Below are 16,199 nucleotides of genomic sequence, written 5' to 3' on the forward strand. Positions count from 1 at the left end.
GAAGGAACTGCCACGTGACAAAGCCGGTCGTCCTGATCGCCGAAGAACTCTCGCCCGCCACCGTCGACGCCCTCGGGCCCGACTTCGAGATCCGGAACGTGGACGGCACCGACCGCCCGGCCCTCCTGTCCGCCGTCTCCGACGCGGACGCGATCCTCGTGCGTTCGGCGACGAAGGTCGACGCGGAGGTCATCTCGGTCGCCCGTCAGCTCAAGGTGGTCGCCCGTGCGGGCGTCGGTCTCGACAATGTCGACATCAAGGCGGCGACGAACGCCGGCGTCATGGTGGTGAACGCCCCCACCTCCAACATCATCTCGGCGGCCGAGCTCACCGTCGGCCACATCCTGAGCCTCGCCCGTCACATCCCCGCGGCGCATAACGCGCTCGCGCAGGGCCAGTGGAAGCGGTCGAAGTACACCGGCGTCGAGCTGTACGAGAAGACGATCGGCATCATCGGCCTCGGCCGCATCGGCGCCCTCATCACAGCCCGCCTCCAGGCTTTCGGCACCACGGTCGTCGCCTACGACCCGTACGTCACGAGCGCTCGCGCCCAGCAGCTCGGGGTGCAGCTCGTGACCCTGGAGGAACTGCTCGCCCAGTCGGACTTCATCACGATCCACATGCCCAAGACGCCCGAGACGACCGGCATGATCTCCGACGACCAGCTGGCGCTCATGAAGCCCACCGCCTTCATCGTCAACGTCGCGCGCGGCGGTCTGATCGACGAGGACGCGCTCTACCGCGCCCTGAGCAGCAAGAGCATCGCCGGCGCCGGGCTCGACGTGTTCGTCTCCGAGCCTCCCCAGGACTCGCCCCTCCTCTCGCTCGAGAACGTCGTCGTCACGCCGCACCTCGGCGCCTCCACCGACGAGGCGCAGGAGAAGGCGGGCGTCTCCGTGGCCCGCTCGGTCCGGCTCGCCCTGTCGGGCGAGCTCGTCCCCGACGCGGTCAACGTCGCGGGCGGGGTCATCGACCCGTACGTCCGCCCCGGCATCCCGCTGGTCGAGAAGCTCGGCCAGGTCTTCTCCGGCCTCGCTCACAGCCCGGTGACGAGCATCGACGTGGAGGTCCGCGGCGAACTCGTCGACTACGACGTCAGCGTGCTCAAGCTCGCCGCCCTCAAGGGCATCTTCACGAACATCGTGAGCGAGACGGTCTCGTACGTGAACGCCCCGCTTCTCGCCGACCAGCGCGGCATCGAGGTGCGCCTCATCACCGACTCCGTCAGCGAGGAGTACCGCAACCTGATCACGCTGCGCGGCGCGCTGAGCGACGGAAGCCAGATCTCGGTCTCGGGCACCCTGACCGGCCCGAAGCAGATCGAGAAGATCGTGGGCATCAACGGCTACGACGTGGAGGTGCCGGTCGCCGAGCACCTCGTGGTGATGATCTACGACGACCGCCCCGGCATCGTCGCGGTCTACGGCCGCGAGTTCGGCGAGGCGGCGATCAACATCGCGGGCATGCAGGTGGCGCGCACGACCCCGGGCGGCAAGGCGCTGAGCGTCCTCACGGTCGACTCGCGCGTGCCGGAGGGACTGCTCGAGAAGGTTCGCGTCGCCATCGACGCCGACCTCATGCAGGAGATCGACATCACCGAGTCCTGAGTCGCGCCCACGACAACGCGCTCTGAGAGGTCGGAGCGGAAAGAAGTTGTCGCCCGCTGTCGATTTCCGCGCTTGACTTGCGTCGTAGGGGTGTCGATATCCCTATGACGTGAGGAGACACCATGTCCGACGAGTACGTTCTGCTCATCCGCGAGCCGAACTGGAACCCCGACGAGATGACCCCGGAGCAGTGGCAGGCCGGCATGGCCGCGCACCAGGCGTTCCAGGACGCCGTTGCCGCTGCGGGGGAGCGGATCGTCGCGAGCAGCGCCCTCAAGCCGGAGGCCCAGGCCACGCGGATCACCCCCGGCGACGGAGCGGCCGTCTTCACCGACGGGCCGTTCAGCGAGACCCGGGAGGTGCTCACCGGCTTCTACAGCTTCACCGCCTCGAGCCCGGAGCAGGCCCGGGACCTCGCCGCCCTGGTGCCGACCGGGGGGTGGGTCGAGCTCTACCCGGTCCTCGTCCTCGACGCGGTGCGCTGAGTGACCGCGACCGCCCTGGAGCGCGCGTTCCGCGAGGAGTCCGCGCGCATCCTCGGGGCGGTCGCGCGCACGACGGGCGACCTCCTGCTCGCCGAGGACGCGATGCAGGAGGCGTTCGCCCGCGCCCTCGCGGAGACAGCGCGGGGCCGCGCTCCCGAGAATCCCGCCGCGTGGATCACCGCGGTCGCCCGGCGAGTGGCGATCGATTCCGCACGCAGGGAGCAGACCGCATCACGCGCCGTGCCGGCACTCGCGGCTCGTGCGGAGCTCGCCCCGCCGCTCGGGGTGCCCGGCGCCGCCGGGTCGGAGTCGTTCTTCACGGGGGATGAGCGGCTCGAGCTGATCCTCCTCGTCGCGCATCCCGACCTCGGCCCGGAAGCACGCATCGCCCTCGCCCTGCGTTTCGTCTGCGGCGTCCCGACGGCTCGGATCGCCGAGGCGTTCCTCGTGCCGGAGGCGACCATGGCGGCACGGCTCACGCGAGCCAAGAAGCGCATCCACGACTCGCGCATCCGGTTCTCGCCGGACCGGCCGGGCGCCCTCGACGAGCGCATGCCGGATGCTCTCACGACCATCTACCTGCTCTACACGGTCGGGCACGCGACGACGGACGACGCTCTGCGTGCCGACGCGGTCGCGCTCGCTCGTGATGCGCACCGGATCGCGCCCGGCACCGAGACCGCGGGCCTCCTCGGGCTCCTGCTTCTCACGGAGGCGCGTCAGGCGACGCGGGTTAACGCCGACGACGAGTTCGTCACCCTCCGCGACGCGGACCGGCTCCGCTGGGACGTCCCGCTGATGATCGAGGGGGAGCGGCTCGCGACGATCGCGCTGTCGGGCGACGGCCGGTACGCGCTGCAGGCAGGGATCGCCGGTCTGCACGCGGTCGCCGGAGCGTGGGAGGCCACCGACTGGACCGCGATCGTCCGCCTCTACGACGGCCTGGTGCGCGTCTGGCCGAGCCGTTCCGCGCGGCTGGCACGCATCGTGGCGCTCGGCCACAGTCCGGACGCCGGGCCGGATGTTGCCCTCGCTCAGCTCGCGGCCGATCCGGAGCTGTTCGAGGGCGTGCTCGCCGCGTCGGCCTTCGAGGCGCGTGCCGAGCTCCAGCGCCTCGCGGGGAGGTGGCGCGAGGAGTCGATGGATCTGGCGCGGGCCCTGGCGGCCGCCTCCGAGGGGCGCACGCGGCGCACCCTGGCGAGACGACTGTCGGAATTGAGCTGACGTCAGTCGCCGCGGCGACCGAGGCGGCTCACCAGGGCGATGAGCTCGTCGATGTCGGTCTCGTCGCGAAGGACGGTGTTGGCCGCGGGCAGGAGAGCCGTGTTGTAGTACATGCCGTCGCCGATGAGCATGACGGTCCGGGCGACCATCGGATCGCCCACGGCGGTCTCGAGCACCTCCAGCCAAGCGCGCTGCGCTCCCGCGAGAGCGTCGCGCGCCCGCGCGTCGGAGGCCTGGGCCAGCCGGGCGACGGCCACGACCGCCCGCTCGAAGCGGGAGTCGGTCGGGATGGAGGTGCGGAGGAAGTAGTCGACGGGCCCGGCGGGCGCCGTGCGCATGCGCTCGACGTCGTCGTCGAGGACCTCGCGGAACCGGGCCAGCACACCGGCGACGAGCGCCTCCTTCGATGCGAAGTGGTAGAGCAAGCCGCCCTTGGACACCCCGGCGCGCGCGGCGACGGCGTCGAGGGTCGCGGCCCGCTCGCTCTGCTCGGCGAGCAGCTCTTCGAACGCGTCGAGGATGCGGTCGCGAGCGGAGGGCTGCGCGGGGGAGGCGGAGTCGGCCTGCGGCATGAGGACATCGTAGTCGGATCGGTAGACGGCTGTACCGTCCAGACGGTACAGTAAATCGCATGTCCGATCTCACTGCGACCCGCCTCGCCGAGCCGCTGCGCGCCCGGGCCGGGTCCCGCGAGTGGACCGCCCTCGGCGTCCTCATGCTTCCGACACTGCTCGTCTCCGTCGACAACACCGTGCTCAGCTTCGCGCTGCCCGCGATCTCCGAGGCGCTGCGGCCGAGTGCGACCGGCATGCTGTGGATCGTCGACGCCTACCCGCTCGTCCTCGCCGGGCTGCTCGTGGCCATGGGGAGTCTCGGCGATCGCATCGGGAGGCGCCGCCTCCTGCTCATCGGCGCCACCGGCTTCGCGACCGTGTCGGTCTTCGCCGCCTTCGCGCCGTCCGCCGACCTGCTGATCGCCGCCCGCCTCGTGCTCGGCGTGTTCGGCGCGATGCTGATGCCTGCGACGCTCTCGCTCCTGCGCAGCACGTTCGTCGACCGGGAGCAGCGGCGGCTCGCCGTCGCCGTCTGGGCCTCGGGCTTCGCGGCCGGCTCGGCGCTGGGTCCGATCGTGGGCGGTGTGCTCATCGAGCACTTCCCGTGGGGCTCGGTCTTCCTGCTGGCCGTGCCGGTCCTGGTCCCGCTGGTCGTACTCGTTCCGCTCCTGGTACGCGAGTCGAAGGACCCGGCGCCGGGGCCTTTCGACATCATCAGCATCGCGCTGTCGCTGCTCACGATGGCGCCGATCGTCTACGGCATCAAGGTGCTCGCCGTCGACGGGTTCTCGCCCTTCGCCGCCGGGGCGATCCTGCTCGGCGCCGTCGCGGGTGCGATCTTCGTGCGCCGGCAGCTCCGCCGCCCGGTTCCGATGCTCGACATCCGGCTGTTCCGCGTGCCGGCCTTCAGCGGCGCGGTGCTGATCAACCTGCTGAGTGTCGTGTCGCTCGTCGGCTTCCTGTTCTTCGTGTCGCAGCACCTCCAGCTGGTCATCGGGCTGAGCCCGCTGCAGTCCGGGCTCATCCTCCTTCCGGGCCTGTCCGCGATGATCGTCGCCGGCCTCGTCGTCGTGCCGATCGCGCGGCGGGTCCGGCCGGGACTCGTCATCGCGAGCGGGCTGGCGCTGTCGGCCTCCGGGTACCTCCTCGTCGTCATCACGGGCGGGGAGGCGGCCGCCGGGACCCTCCTCATCGCGTTCGTGCTGCTCGGCACGGGCATCGGGGCCGCCGAGACGGTCTCGAACGAGCTGATCCTGGCCACGGCGCCGGCCGCGAAGTCCGGAGCCGCCTCGGCCGTGTCCGAGACGGCCTACGAACTGGGCGCCGTGCTCGGCACCGCCATCCTCGGCACGCTGATAACTGTCTCCTACCGCGTCGCCCTGGTCGTGCCGGCTGAGTTCACCGCGGCTCAGTCGCGGGAGGCGCGCGAGACGCTCGGGGGCGCCACGACCGTGGCCGCCTCGCTGCCGCCCCGCCTCGCGGAGGAGCTCCTCGCGTCCGCCCGGTCCGCGTTCGACAGCGGGGTGGCGCTCACGGCCGGCATCGGCGTTCTCCTCGTGCTCTCGGCGGGCGTCCTGGCCCTGGTCGCCCTCCGCCGGGTGCGGGCCTGAAGCCGGGCACGGCGGCGATAGGGTAGCGGTACCGATTCCGCCCATCGACCCGTGCAGGAGTGCCATGTCCCGATCCGTCAAGCTCGCCGTCATCCCGGGTGACGGCATCGGACCGGAGGTCATCGCGGAGGCGACGAAGGTCCTCGACGCGGTGTCGCCGGCCAGCGGGATCTCGTTCGAGAAGACGCACTTCTCGCTCGGCGCGGACCGGTATCTGGCGACGGGCGACGTCCTCACCGACGCCGACCTCGACGCGATCCGGGCGCACGATGCGATCCTGCTCGGCGCCGTGGGCGGCAAGCCCGGAGACCCGCGACTGGCCGGGGCGAACATCGAGCGCGGGCTCCTCCTGAAGCTGCGGTTCTCGCTCGACCACTACGTCAACCTCCGGCCGACGACGCTGTTCCCCGGCATCGCCAGCCCGCTCGCCGACCCGGGCACCGTCGACTTCGTCGTGGTCCGCGAGGGCACCGAGGGGCCGTACGTCGGCAACGGAGGCGCCATCCGGCAGGGCACCGCGCACGAGATCGCCAACGAGGTGTCCGTCAACACGGCGTACGGCGTCGAGCGCGTGGTTCGGTACGCCTTCGATCAGGCCGAGCAGCGGAGGCGCAGGCTCACGCTGGTGCACAAGACGAACGTGCTGACGTTCGCCGGCGGGCTCTGGAAGCGCATCGTCGATGCCGTGGCCGCGGAGCACCCCGACGTGGCGGTCGACTACCTCCACGTCGACGCGGCGACGATCTTCCTGGTGACCGATCCTGCTAGATTCGACGTGATCGTCACGGACAACCTCTTCGGCGACATCCTCACCGACCTCGCGGCCGCGATCAGCGGCGGCATCGGACTGGCAGCCTCGGGCAACATCAACCCCGCGGGCGAGTTCCCGAGCATGTTCGAGCCCGTCCACGGATCGGCCCCGGACATCGCCGGACAGCAGAAGGCCGACCCCACCGCGGCGATCCTCTCGGTCGCCCTGCTCCTGCGCCACCTCGGCGCACCCGAGCAGGCCGAGCGCGTCGAGCTCGCGGTCACGGCCGACCTGGCCGCCCGTGACGGCGGCACCCGGACCACCTCCGAGATCGGCGACGCGATCGCCGCCCGGGTGGCGCAGAATTAGATGACACCCTCGCTCCGGCGAGTGCAGCGCAAAGGACCCTCATGACCTCCACCAGCATCTCCCTCACCGGCGGACCCACCGAGACCAGCGGCCTCCTGTGGAACGTGACCCGCAACGAGAACGCGCGCAGCGCCGAGGAGCGCGAGGCGATCCTCGCCGACCCCGGCTTCGGCAACCACTTCACCGACCACATGGTCGACCTGTGCTGGTCCGCGAAGGGAGGCTGGCACCGCCCGCGCGTCTCTCCCTACGGCCCGATCCAGCTCGAGCCGTCGGCCGCCGTGCTGCACTACGCGCAGGAGATCTTCGAGGGCCTGAAGGCCTACCGCCACGAGGACGGCTCCATCCGGAGCTTCCGCCCGGAGGCGAACGCGGCCCGCATGCAGCGCTCCGCCTACCGGCTCGCCCTGCCCGAGCTCCCGGTCGAGCTCTTCCTCGACTCGCTCAAGCAGCTCGTCGCGGTCGACGGCGATTGGGTGCCCTCCGCGGCCGAGACGAGCCTGTACCTCCGGCCCTTCATGTTCGCCAAGGAGGCGTTCCTCGGCGTCCGGCCCGCGAACAAGGTCGCGTACTATCTGATCGCGAGCCCGGCGGGAGCGTACTTCCCGAGCGGCGTGGCGCCGGTCTCGATCTGGCTCTCGGACAAGTGGTCCCGCGCGGGCCAGGGAGGCACGGGCGCCGCCAAGACCGGCGGCAACTACGCGTCGAGCCTGCTGCCGCAGTCGGAGGCGTACGAGCACGGCTGTGCGCAGGTGCTCTTCCTCGATTCGGTCGAGGGCAAATACCTCGAGGAGCTCGGCGGCATGAACGTCGTGCTCGTCAAGAAGGACGGCACGCTCGTCACCCCCGACTCGCCCAGCATCCTCGAGGGCATCACGCTCGACTCGGTGCTGCAGCTCGCACGCGACCGCGGTCACACCGTGGAGCGCCGCCGGGTCACCCTGGACGAGTGGCGCGACGGCGTGGAGTCTGGCGACGTGGTCGAGGTGTTCGCCTGCGGCACGGCTGCCGTCATCACCCCGATCGGCGAACTCAAGTCCGACACTTTCACCGTCGGCGACATCACCGCGCCTCCCGGCGAGCTGACGATGGCCCTCCGCCAGGAGCTGACCGACATCCAGTACGGGCGCGAGCGCGACCGCCACAACTGGATGTACCGGCTCGACGCGTAGGCTTCCCGAGCGCTGAAGGAGGGGTGCAGGTCTCAAGGCCTGCATCCCTCCTTTTGTTTTTTCTGGTGCAGCGCGTCCAGGCGCTGGCGCTCACTGATTTTGACTAATAAGATGCGAGATGTGAAATGTCAGATTGCCCGCGCGTCACATATCCGGGCGGTCGGCGCCCTCGTCGTGAGCGCAACTTTGGCTGGGGGGATCGCTGGATGCTCGGCGGGAAGGACGAAGTCGGCGAAGTGATGAATCATGAAGCCAACTTGGCGCAGCAGCGCGAGGCAGCACTCCAATTTCGTGACGAATGGCAGCCAGATGTGCAGGAGATTCGGTTTACGCGCGAGGGCGTGACGCCAGGACTTGGTGCCTCCTGGCGAGTGAACGCGGTGGCGACCGTTGGCGAGAGGGAGTATCAGGTCATTATCGGACCCGACATCCCGCCAGGATTCCCCACTGGAGACATGCCATCGGAGGCGCTCCGCACGAGCCCCTCTCTCAAGATCACCTTCAGCGACGGGACGTGGGAGGTCGTCAGGTGACTACCGCCAAATCAACGTGGCGGCCGTGCCGGTTGCGACCGGCGTGGCGGACCTTCCGCCGGGGCGCGAGAGGGATCGGCGTGCGGCCAACACGAGTGATCGCGGCTTTGGGACTGAGCGCCGTTCTTCTGGGCGGTACGACGGGTTGTTCAACAAGGGGAGATGGGATGAACCGGCAGGAGGCGCATCAGTCGAATGTGGGGTTGCAGCGACAGTCTGCGCTCGCCTTCCGTGATGAGTGGCCCGCCGTCGAGATGATCCGGTTCATGCACGAGGGTGGCGCGCCAGGGTTTGGAGCGTCCTGGCGCGTCGATGCGGTCGCCATCGTCAGTGGCGTGGAATATCAGGCAATTATCGGGCTGGGCATCTCTCCGGCTTTTCATGGAGGCATGCCCCCGGAGTCTCCCGGGTCGCCTTCGCGGCCACCTTTGAGGGTGGTCTACAGCGACGGGGCGAGCGAGGTCATTGAATGACAACCGCCGAAGAGTTCATGAAGATCGCCAACCAGGCGTATTCGGTCGATGCGCTTCCTCGGAGCAAGGTGCGTCACCGGAGCGACTCGTCCATGAGAGGGCGCCTCGGCGCCCGTGTATATCGGGTCGTCGGAGTTCTGGCCGCTAGCGCAGTCATGGTGATGGCTTTTACGGGATGTTCGATGAGCGGCGACGACGTGGGCGAAAAGATGAAGCATGAGGGCAATTTGGCTCTGCAACGCGAGGCGGCGCTCGAGTTTCGCGAGGAGTGGCAACCGGATGTCGAATCGATCCGCTTCACCAACGAGGGCCTGCGGCCAGGATTCGGCTCTGCGTGGGGCGCCAACGCTGTGGCAACCATTGGCGGGCGGGAGTATCAGGTCATCATTGGACCGGGCCTGGGGCCAGGATTCCCGACGGGAGACGTTCCGCCGGAGGCCATAGTCGCGAACGCCACGCCGTTGAAGATCATCTTTAGTGACGGGACTTCGGAGGTGATCCGATGACGACCGCGGAAGAACACGTGGATCTCGCAAACAGGGCGTATTTCGTGGATCCCCTTCGAATGGACCCTCCATACGGTGTGGGCCCAACGATGGGTGTGGGCAGCGGCAGCCATGGGCGAACCCACGTCGTGTTGGACGCGGAGAACAATCCCGCGTTCCCGGCGATAGCGGTCGCCCCTGAAAGTCTTTCGCGGATCACCCGCGACGCGTTTGAGCGAGACGGGGCGGTGCGGGTGTGCGAGCGTTCCGTTCGATCGCGGTCCTGAGTCTGGGCATCGTGCTTCTGAGTGTCACGGCCGCCTGTTCCTTAGTTTCAGGCACTCAGATGGGAGGAAACACGGTGGAACAATCGAATCTGACGCTGCAGCGGGAGGCGGCACTCGAGTTCCGCGACAGGTGGCCAGCGGTGGAGAAGATCCGGTTCACAAGTGAGGGGGGAGGGGCGGGGCTTGGAGCTTCCTGGGGCGCCAATGCCGTCGTGACAGTGCATGGCAATGATCACCAGGTGATAATCGGTCCGGGTCGTGCGTGGATCTTCCAAACCAATGGGGTCCCGCCGGATTCTCCGGGGCCGGCTGTTCACCCGTTGACCATCGTCTTCAGCGACGGAAATTCGGAGGTCATCAGGTGACCACCCCCGAGCGGTACCATGACTTCGCTCGTGCCGTGTATGAGGTGGACCCCTTACAACGAACGCCACCGGTCGCTCGGGGTAATGAGATTCTGACCGGCGACGGAGGTGGCAATCAGCTGTACTTGGTGCTGGACACCGAGGACGACCCAGTGAACGGATTCCAGGCCATGGCGGTGGCGCCGGTCGTGAACGGCGTGGCGGACACGTCCCGGATCACGGTGGCGTACGCCGGAACCAACCCGGGCCACCGGGCGGACGCTGTAGCGGATGTCCAAACGGTATTTGGAGGACAGCATGGGTGGGGCACCCAGACGGAGGACGCGAAGCGGTTCGCGGACCGTGTGAGCCGCGCCCACCCTGGAGCGACGATTTCCACGACGGGGCACTCCCTTGGCGGGTTCCTCGCACTGCTGGTGGCTGCAGAGAACGGCTGGGAGGGGACCACGTTCAACGGGCCGGACCCGTGGGACGCTCTTTCCCAGAAGGCGAAGGAACGGCTCCAGAGCATGCAAGCGGCCGGACGCAAGCCGCTCCGCAACTACGTGAACGAGTGGGATCCGATCGGAAACCTCTATGGCAACGGAACGGGGGCTGCGGTCTACGTGAAGGACCAGCCGAGCCGGTCGCTGTTGGACTACCACAACATTGGGAAGCAAGGGGCGTTCACGTTCAATCCGGACGGTTCGGTCCAGAACTCCGGGGCGACAGGTCGCTCGCTCGTCGATATCGTCGGTAATTCGTTGAACACGTACGCTCCTGGCGTGGCGCAGGCTGCCTATCCGCTCCTCCTCGCACTCACAGCTGCCGTGCAGAACCCAGCCATCAGGAACAACGTGTCCAAGAATCTGTCCGGCCTGATGGTCGCGGTGAACACGGTGTCCGCGGTGGCTCTGGCGGCGAGTATCAGCGGAACAGCCGCCGCCCTCACAGAGATCAAGCTGGCGAATGGCCGTCTGATCCCGCGCATGGAGGAAGGACTGAGCGCGGCGAAGAACTCGGCCGCGATGCTGCCCTACGTCACCTACCAAGACATCGAGAATTGCATCGATTTCCACCGGCTCCACGTGCATCAGAACATCGATGAAACCGCGGTCGCCGAGGTCGACCGGCTCGTCGACCGCCATCTCGTCGCCGTGAACCAGCTCGCAGACGGGATCACGCGCGCCGTCGATCACACCATTCGTCAGGACGCGCAATGGGCACTCACCTTCGCAGGGTCCTAGAAAGGAGCAGCAATCACATGCCGCAATCAGCGCACCAGCTCGATCCGTATGAGTTCGTGCGAGACTTCGCCGCAGAGCTGAACCGAGAGGTCGAGGCCGGGGTTCTCGGCGTCCAGGAGTGGATCGATGAGCAGATACGAGGCGCGGCCATCGGCCTCCTGCACAGCATGATGCCCGCGCTCGTGCGAGCCAACACCTCCATTGTGAAGATCAGCGAAACGGCTGCGATCGTCCCCGCCGCTGAGGTCGTGGGGGCCACTCTCGGCCGTGCAGACGTAAGCAACACAGTGCTCGCTGGCGCGGTCGCCGAAAAGGTGAAGGGGAAGATTCGCGAGCTTCTATCCGAGCAGACCTACTCCCGCGGGGTGGAAAGTGTCACATGGTGAACTACCGGAGCCTGTTCGAACTGGAAGACGCCCAAGATCGGGAGAGCGCCCGTGAGCGAGAACGGATCGATCTAGGAGACGAATACATCGGGTATTACCGATCGCGGATGCATCGAATGATGGAGTCCTTCCACGAGTTCTGCGCACGCGAGGGGATCGCGGACGACCCGGACTTCCGCCACGAGCTTGACCGAGTTTCCGAGATGACGGACAACAATGCGCGACAGACGGACCGGATGCTCATCGACCTCGACGAAGAGTTCTGGCGCATGAAGATCCGGCACTCCGACGAACGTGAGGAGTACATAGCGAGCCGGAGAACCGAGTGAACCGTGTCGAACGGCCGCGGCTACGATCGACGCATGAGCGACGAGAAGGTCTTCGCGGTCGTCGGCCCCGGCGCGGTCGGCGGGCTGCTCGCCTGGCTCCTCTACCGGCAGGGTCACGAGGTCGTCGCCGTCGGCCGTCGCTCGACGGTGGAGGCCATCCGGGCCGAAGGCATCACGGTCCGCAGCGCCACCTTCGGCGAGGCCACCGAGCGGATCGCCGCCGAGACGCGCGTGCCCGAGGGTGCGAGCGTGATCGTCGCGACGAAGGCGTACGGGCTCGCCGACGTGCTCCCAGCGATCGCCGAGTCGTCGCCGATCGAGGTCGTGTCCTTCCTCAACGGGGTCGAGCACATGCGGCCGCTGCGGGAGGCGCTGCCGGGCGTGCCGGTGGCCGGCGCGTCCATCGCGGTGTCCGCGCTCCGCGCCACCCCGACCGTCATCGACCACCGCAGCCCGTTCGTGCGCATAGAGGTACCCGACGCCGCGGCGTCGTTTGCGTCGGTGCTCGCGCTCGTCGACGCAGGGCCGAGCGTCCGCGTGGGCGGGAGCGAGGCGGAGGTCTTGTGGGCGAAGTTCCGGCTGCTCGCCTCCCTGGCGCTGCTGACCTCCTACTGGCGCCAGCCGGCCGGCCCGGCGCTGAGCGAAGACCCCGAGCTGACCGAGGCCGTCGTCTCCGAGGTCGTCGCGTGCTCGGCGGCCGAGGGTGTCCCCGCCTCCGAGCTCGAGCTCGTGCGGGCGCTCCACAGTGTCCCCGGCGGGATGCGCACCTCCCTCCAGGAGGACCTCGCGGCCGGCGCACCCAGCGAGCTCGACGCCCTGGGAGGCGCGCTGCTGCGTATCGGCGAGCGGCACGGCATCCCCACGCCCGGCCTGTCCCGAATCGTCGCGGCGCTAGGCTCGGATGCGTGAAGATCGCACGGTTCAGCCACGACGGGAAGATCGACTACGGGATCGTCGACGAGGACGCGCTGGTCGTCCTGGCCGGGGACCCCATGTTCGCCGGGTTCGACACCACGGGGGAGCGCGTCCCGCTCGCCCAGGTCGGCGCGCTCCTGGCGCCGGTCATCCCCCGGTCGAAGGTCGTCGCCGTCGGGAAGAACTACCGCGACCACGCCGCTGAGATGGGCGGGGAGGCGCCGGGCGAGCCGTTGCTGTTCCTGAAGCCCAACACGGCTGTCATCGGCCTCGGCGACGCGATCGTCGTGCCGCCGCAGTCGGAACGCGTCGACTACGAGGGCGAGCTCGCCGTGGTCATCGGCAAGATCGCCCGGAACGTCACCCCGGCCGATGCGCTCGACCACGTGTTCGGCTACACCGTGGCCAACGACGTCACCGCGCGCGATCTGCAGGAGAAGGACGGCCAGTGGACGCGCGCCAAGGGCTTCGACACCTTCTGCCCGCTCGGCCCGGTCATCGAGACCGAGCTGGCGCCCGGCGCGATGCTGCGGACGCGCCTCAACGGCGAGCTGAAACAGGAAGCGCCGCTCACCGACATGGTGCACGACATCCCGTCGATCATCGCGTACGCGTCGAGCGTCTTCACGCTCCTCCCCGGAGATGTGATCCTCACGGGCACTCCGGCCGGCATCGGGCCGATGAAGCCGGGCGACACAGTCGAGGTCGAGGTCGAGGGCGTCGGGTCGCTGGTCAACCCGGTGCGCGCCCCGAAGGAGACCGCCCGATAGGATCGGAGAGGTATGCCTGACAACGCCTCTCACCCGTTCTCCACCGCCACCGGCTCCGATGTGCGGGTCCGCTTCTGCCCGTCCCCGACGGGCACGCCGCACGTCGGCCTGATCCGCACCGCCCTGTTCAACTGGGCCTACGCCCGGCACACCGGCGGCAAGCTCGTGTTCCGCATCGAAGACACCGATGCGGCGCGCGATAGCGAGGAGAGCTACCAGCAGATCCTGGAGGCGCTCCGCTGGCTGCACCTCGACTGGGACGAGGGCATCGACGTGGGCGGCCCGCACGGCCCGTACCGGCAGTCGCAGCGGTACAACATCTACCGCGAGCTCATCGAGCGCTTGAAGGCGAGCGGACACATCTACGAGAGCTTCGCGACCCCCGAGGAGATCGAGGCGCGGAACATCTCGCTCGGCCGCGACCCGAAGCTCGGCTACGACAACTTCGAGCGCGAGCTCACCGACGACCAGAAGGCCGCGTACCGCGCCGAGGGGCGCGAGCCCGCCCTGCGCCTCCGCGTGCCCGACGACGATCTGAGCTTCGACGACCTCGTCCGCGGCGAGATCACCTTCAAGGCGGGCTCGTTCAGCGACTTCGTCGTCGTCCGGCCGAACGGGCACCCGCTCTACACCTTCGTGAACCCGGTCGACGACGCGCTCATGGGCATCACTCACGTGCTCCGCGGTGAGGACCTCCTGTCGTCGACGCCGCGACAGATCGCGCTCTACCACGCCCTCATCGACGCCGGAATCACGACCTTCGTGCCCCGCTTCGGCCACCTGCCTTACGTCATGGGCGAGGGCAACAAGAAGCTCTCGAAGCGCGACCCCGAGTCGAACCTGTTCCACCACCGCGACCGCGGGTTCATCCCGGAGGGGCTGGTCAACTACCTCGCGCTCCTCGGCTGGTCGCTTACGCACGACCGCGATGTGTTCTCCATCGCCGAGATGGTGGCCGCGTTCGACGTCGCCGACGTGAACCCCAACCCGGCCCGCTTCGACCTCAAGAAGGCCGAGTCGATCAACGGCGACCACATCCGCCTGCTCGACGTCTCGGACTTCGCCGAGCGAACCATCCCGTACCTCGCGGCGGCCGGGGTCGTGGAGGCGCCGCTGACGACGGAACAGCGTGGCGTGCTCGATGCCGCCGCCCCGCTCGTCCAGGAGCGGGTGCAGCTTCTCGGCGAGACGCCCGGCATGCTCGGGTTCCTCTTCACCGACGCCGCGTCACTGACGGTGGAGGCCGATGCGCGGGCGTCCCTCCCGGCCAACGCGGGGGAGGTGCTGGCCGCCTCGATCGGTGCGCTCGAGCTCGTGCCGGAGGCCGAGTGGCGGCACGACGCGATCGAGTCGGCCCTGCGCGACGCGCTCGTCGAGGCGCTCGGGCTGAAGCCGCGCGTCGCGTTCGGTCCGCTGCGGGTCGCCCTGTCGGGCCGCCGCGTCTCCCCGCCCCTCTTCGAATCGATGGAGATCCTCGGCAAGGCCGAGACGATCGCCCGGCTCGACAGGCTCTCGGCGTCGCTCGGGTAGATGGCCGTGTCCGAGAGCGTTCCCGTCCAGGACGGCACCCGCTTCGAGGTGATCGTCATCGGAGGCGGCCCCGCCGGCCTGTCGACCGCGCTCAACCTGGCTCGCGCCCGGCGCCGGGTGCTCGTCGTCGACGCGAACCGACCGCGCCACGCGGCGACATTGATCGCGCGCGGCTTTCTCACGCGCGACGGCATCGCTCCGCTGGAGCTGCGCCGGATGGGGCGCGAGGAGGTCGCTGCGTACGAGAACGCCGAAGTGGTGTTCGCTCAGGCCTCCGCGGTCGCCGTCGAGGCGGACGGCTTCCGCGTGCGGGCTCGGGGCGTTCGCGGAGGCGCGGACGTCGACGCGCTGGCGCAGGCGGTCGTCGTGGCGACCGGGGTGACCGAGACGATGCCCGCCATCCCGAGCCTGCGCGCCTACTACGGGACGCACCTCCACAGCTGCATGGAGTGCGACGGGTACGAGAAGGCCGACGAACCCCTGGCGCTCATCGGCGAGACCGCCGATCTGGCGGAGCGAGCGCTCCTCCTCAGCCAGTGGACCGACGACCTCGTGGTCTTCACCAACGGCGTGGCCCCGGTCAGCGACGACGAGGAGCGGGCTCTCGGCGCGCTAGGGATCCGGGTGGAACGGCGCCCGATCGACGACTTCGTGGGAGACAAGGGCCTCATGACGGGCATCCGCCTCATCGACGGGGAGGTCGTGGAACGCGTCGGAGGGTTCCTCCGCCCCGTCTGGACACCCGCGCTGTCGTTCCTCGATGCGCTCGACTTGGATCGCGACTCCGAGGGATACCTCGTGACCGACTCGCGGGGCCGAACCTCCGTTCCCGGGGTCTACGCGGCAGGCGAGACGACGGCGCCCGGGCCGCAGCAGCTCATCGTCGCAGCGGGGTCGGGAGCGGTGGTCGCCGCGGCCGTCAACCGCGACCTCATCGGCGTCGCTCTGGAGGGCTCCGTCGTTTTGTGATCGCTCCGGCTCATAGGCTAGAGTTGATTCTCGTGCCCGGGCCTCGGCCTGACGCAGTGGGGTATGGTGTAATTGGCAACACGGCTGATTCTGGTTCAGTTGTTCTTGGTTCGAGTCCAGGTACCCCAGCAAGTCCAGAAATAAGAAAACCCCGGCGTT

17 protein-coding genes and 1 tRNA gene are annotated in these 16,199 nt (G+C 68.7%); 17 read left to right on the top strand and 1 reads right to left on the bottom strand.

Going from position 1 to position 16,199, the window contains the following annotated elements:
* The first annotated feature begins 14 nt into the window (after window positions 1-14).
* The 3 genes from serA to FPT20_RS06045 all read left to right on the top strand — a co-directional run bounded on the left by serA (window position 15) and on the right by FPT20_RS06045 (window position 3,316).
* Complete coding sequence (gene serA / locus FPT20_RS06035) at window positions 15-1,607, top strand: phosphoglycerate dehydrogenase (RefSeq protein ID WP_158863535.1); 1,593 nt, start codon at window positions 15-17, stop codon at window positions 1,605-1,607.
* Between the two features lie 122 nt (window positions 1,608-1,729).
* Window positions 1,730-2,092, top strand: coding sequence for a YciI family protein (locus FPT20_RS06040; RefSeq protein ID WP_158863537.1), 363 nt, complete (start codon window positions 1,730-1,732; stop codon window positions 2,090-2,092).
* Window positions 2,093-3,316, top strand: a complete 1,224-nt coding sequence (locus FPT20_RS06045; RefSeq protein WP_158863539.1) for an RNA polymerase sigma factor — start codon at window positions 2,093-2,095, stop codon at window positions 3,314-3,316.
* A 2-nt stretch (window positions 3,317-3,318) separates the two neighbouring features.
* Here the strand turns inward: FPT20_RS06045 and FPT20_RS06050 are convergent, their stop codons facing one another.
* Complete coding sequence (locus FPT20_RS06050; protein ID WP_158863541.1) at window positions 3,319-3,888, bottom strand: TetR/AcrR family transcriptional regulator; 570 nt, start codon at window positions 3,886-3,888, stop codon at window positions 3,319-3,321.
* A gap of 59 nt (window positions 3,889-3,947) precedes the next feature.
* Here FPT20_RS06050 and FPT20_RS06055 point away from each other — a divergent pair, with 59 nt between their 5' ends.
* The 14 genes from FPT20_RS06055 to FPT20_RS06120 all read left to right on the top strand — a co-directional run bounded on the left by FPT20_RS06055 (window position 3,948) and on the right by FPT20_RS06120 (window position 16,169).
* Entirely contained in the window at window positions 3,948-5,480 is a 1,533-nt protein-coding gene (locus FPT20_RS06055) for an MFS transporter (RefSeq protein WP_158863543.1), read from the top strand.
* Window positions 5,481-5,544: 64 nt separating this feature from the next.
* On the top strand, window positions 5,545-6,600 hold the full coding sequence (locus FPT20_RS06060) for a 3-isopropylmalate dehydrogenase (protein ID WP_158863545.1): 1,056 nt from the start codon (window positions 5,545-5,547) through the stop codon (window positions 6,598-6,600).
* Between the two features lie 41 nt (window positions 6,601-6,641).
* A complete protein-coding gene (locus tag FPT20_RS06065; RefSeq protein ID WP_158863547.1) occupies window positions 6,642-7,772 on the top strand; it encodes a branched-chain amino acid aminotransferase in 1,131 nt (376 codons plus the stop codon).
* 206 nt (window positions 7,773-7,978) lie between these two features.
* The gene (locus FPT20_RS06070) at window positions 7,979-8,305 is read left to right on the top strand and encodes a hypothetical protein (RefSeq protein ID WP_158863549.1); all 327 of its coding nucleotides are present in this window, start codon (window positions 7,979-7,981) and stop codon (window positions 8,303-8,305) included.
* 167 nt (window positions 8,306-8,472) lie between these two features.
* Window positions 8,473-8,778 (top strand): hypothetical protein, encoded by a 306-nt coding sequence (locus tag FPT20_RS06075; protein WP_158863551.1) that lies wholly within the window; start codon window positions 8,473-8,475, stop codon window positions 8,776-8,778.
* Window positions 8,775-9,284, top strand: coding sequence for a hypothetical protein (locus FPT20_RS06080; RefSeq protein WP_158863553.1), 510 nt, complete (start codon window positions 8,775-8,777; stop codon window positions 9,282-9,284). Before FPT20_RS06075 ends, FPT20_RS06080 begins: the two co-directional genes overlap by 4 nt.
* A gap of 627 nt (window positions 9,285-9,911) precedes the next feature.
* Window positions 9,912-11,141 carry a hypothetical protein gene (locus FPT20_RS06085; RefSeq protein WP_158863555.1) on the top strand — a complete coding sequence of 410 codons (1,230 nt, stop codon included), beginning with the start codon at window positions 9,912-9,914 and terminating at the stop codon, window positions 11,139-11,141.
* Window positions 11,142-11,158: 17 nt separating this feature from the next.
* On the top strand, window positions 11,159-11,527 hold the full coding sequence (locus tag FPT20_RS06090) for a hypothetical protein (RefSeq protein ID WP_158863557.1): 369 nt from the start codon (window positions 11,159-11,161) through the stop codon (window positions 11,525-11,527).
* Window positions 11,521-11,856: a hypothetical protein gene (locus FPT20_RS06095; RefSeq protein ID WP_158863559.1), complete on the top strand. Its 336-nt coding sequence runs from the start codon at window positions 11,521-11,523 to the stop codon at window positions 11,854-11,856. The genes FPT20_RS06090 and FPT20_RS06095 overlap by 7 nt, the downstream gene beginning before the upstream one ends.
* A 33-nt stretch (window positions 11,857-11,889) precedes the next feature.
* Complete coding sequence (locus FPT20_RS06100; RefSeq protein ID WP_158863561.1) at window positions 11,890-12,765, top strand: ketopantoate reductase family protein; 876 nt, start codon at window positions 11,890-11,892, stop codon at window positions 12,763-12,765.
* Window positions 12,762-13,541, top strand: a complete 780-nt coding sequence (locus FPT20_RS06105; RefSeq protein WP_158863563.1) for a fumarylacetoacetate hydrolase family protein — start codon at window positions 12,762-12,764, stop codon at window positions 13,539-13,541. Before FPT20_RS06100 ends, FPT20_RS06105 begins: the two co-directional genes overlap by 4 nt.
* Window positions 13,542-13,553: 12 nt before the next feature.
* Window positions 13,554-15,071 carry a glutamate--tRNA ligase gene (gene gltX / locus FPT20_RS06110; protein ID WP_158863565.1) on the top strand — a complete coding sequence of 506 codons (1,518 nt, stop codon included), beginning with the start codon at window positions 13,554-13,556 and terminating at the stop codon, window positions 15,069-15,071.
* Window positions 15,072-16,040 (top strand): NAD(P)/FAD-dependent oxidoreductase, encoded by a 969-nt coding sequence (locus FPT20_RS06115; protein WP_158863567.1) that lies wholly within the window; start codon window positions 15,072-15,074, stop codon window positions 16,038-16,040.
* Window positions 16,041-16,097: 57 nt separating this feature from the next.
* A tRNA-Gln gene (locus FPT20_RS06120) sits at window positions 16,098-16,169 on the top strand.
* Window positions 16,170-16,199 lie beyond the last annotated feature (30 nt).

It is taken from the genome of Leifsonia sp. AG29 (assembly GCF_009765225.1).
Lineage (GTDB): Bacteria > Actinomycetota > Actinomycetes > Actinomycetales > Microbacteriaceae > Leifsonia.

What these genes read in the sequence shown, in the direction of transcription:
- FPT20_RS06040 (WP_158863537.1), top strand. Translation starts at nt 1,730, where the DNA reads ATGTCCGACGAGTACGTTCTGCTCATCCGCGAGCCGAACTGGAACCCC.
- FPT20_RS06050 (WP_158863541.1), bottom strand. Translation starts at nt 3,888, where the DNA reads ATGCCGCAGGCCGACTCCGCCTCCCCCGCGCAGCCCTCCGCTCGCGAC.
- FPT20_RS06055 (WP_158863543.1), top strand. Translation starts at nt 3,948, where the DNA reads ATGTCCGATCTCACTGCGACCCGCCTCGCCGAGCCGCTGCGCGCCCGG.
- FPT20_RS06060 (WP_158863545.1), top strand. Translation starts at nt 5,545, where the DNA reads ATGTCCCGATCCGTCAAGCTCGCCGTCATCCCGGGTGACGGCATCGGA.
- FPT20_RS06065 (WP_158863547.1), top strand. Translation starts at nt 6,642, where the DNA reads ATGACCTCCACCAGCATCTCCCTCACCGGCGGACCCACCGAGACCAGC.
- FPT20_RS06070 (WP_158863549.1), top strand. Translation starts at nt 7,979, where the DNA reads ATGCTCGGCGGGAAGGACGAAGTCGGCGAAGTGATGAATCATGAAGCC.
- FPT20_RS06075 (WP_158863551.1), top strand. Translation starts at nt 8,473, where the DNA reads ATGAACCGGCAGGAGGCGCATCAGTCGAATGTGGGGTTGCAGCGACAG.
- FPT20_RS06080 (WP_158863553.1), top strand. Translation starts at nt 8,775, where the DNA reads ATGACAACCGCCGAAGAGTTCATGAAGATCGCCAACCAGGCGTATTCG.
- FPT20_RS06090 (WP_158863557.1), top strand. Translation starts at nt 11,159, where the DNA reads ATGCCGCAATCAGCGCACCAGCTCGATCCGTATGAGTTCGTGCGAGAC.
- FPT20_RS06095 (WP_158863559.1), top strand. Translation starts at nt 11,521, where the DNA reads ATGGTGAACTACCGGAGCCTGTTCGAACTGGAAGACGCCCAAGATCGG.
- FPT20_RS06100 (WP_158863561.1), top strand. Translation starts at nt 11,890, where the DNA reads ATGAGCGACGAGAAGGTCTTCGCGGTCGTCGGCCCCGGCGCGGTCGGC.
- gltX (WP_158863565.1), top strand. Translation starts at nt 13,554, where the DNA reads ATGCCTGACAACGCCTCTCACCCGTTCTCCACCGCCACCGGCTCCGAT.
- FPT20_RS06115 (WP_158863567.1), top strand. Translation starts at nt 15,072, where the DNA reads ATGGCCGTGTCCGAGAGCGTTCCCGTCCAGGACGGCACCCGCTTCGAG.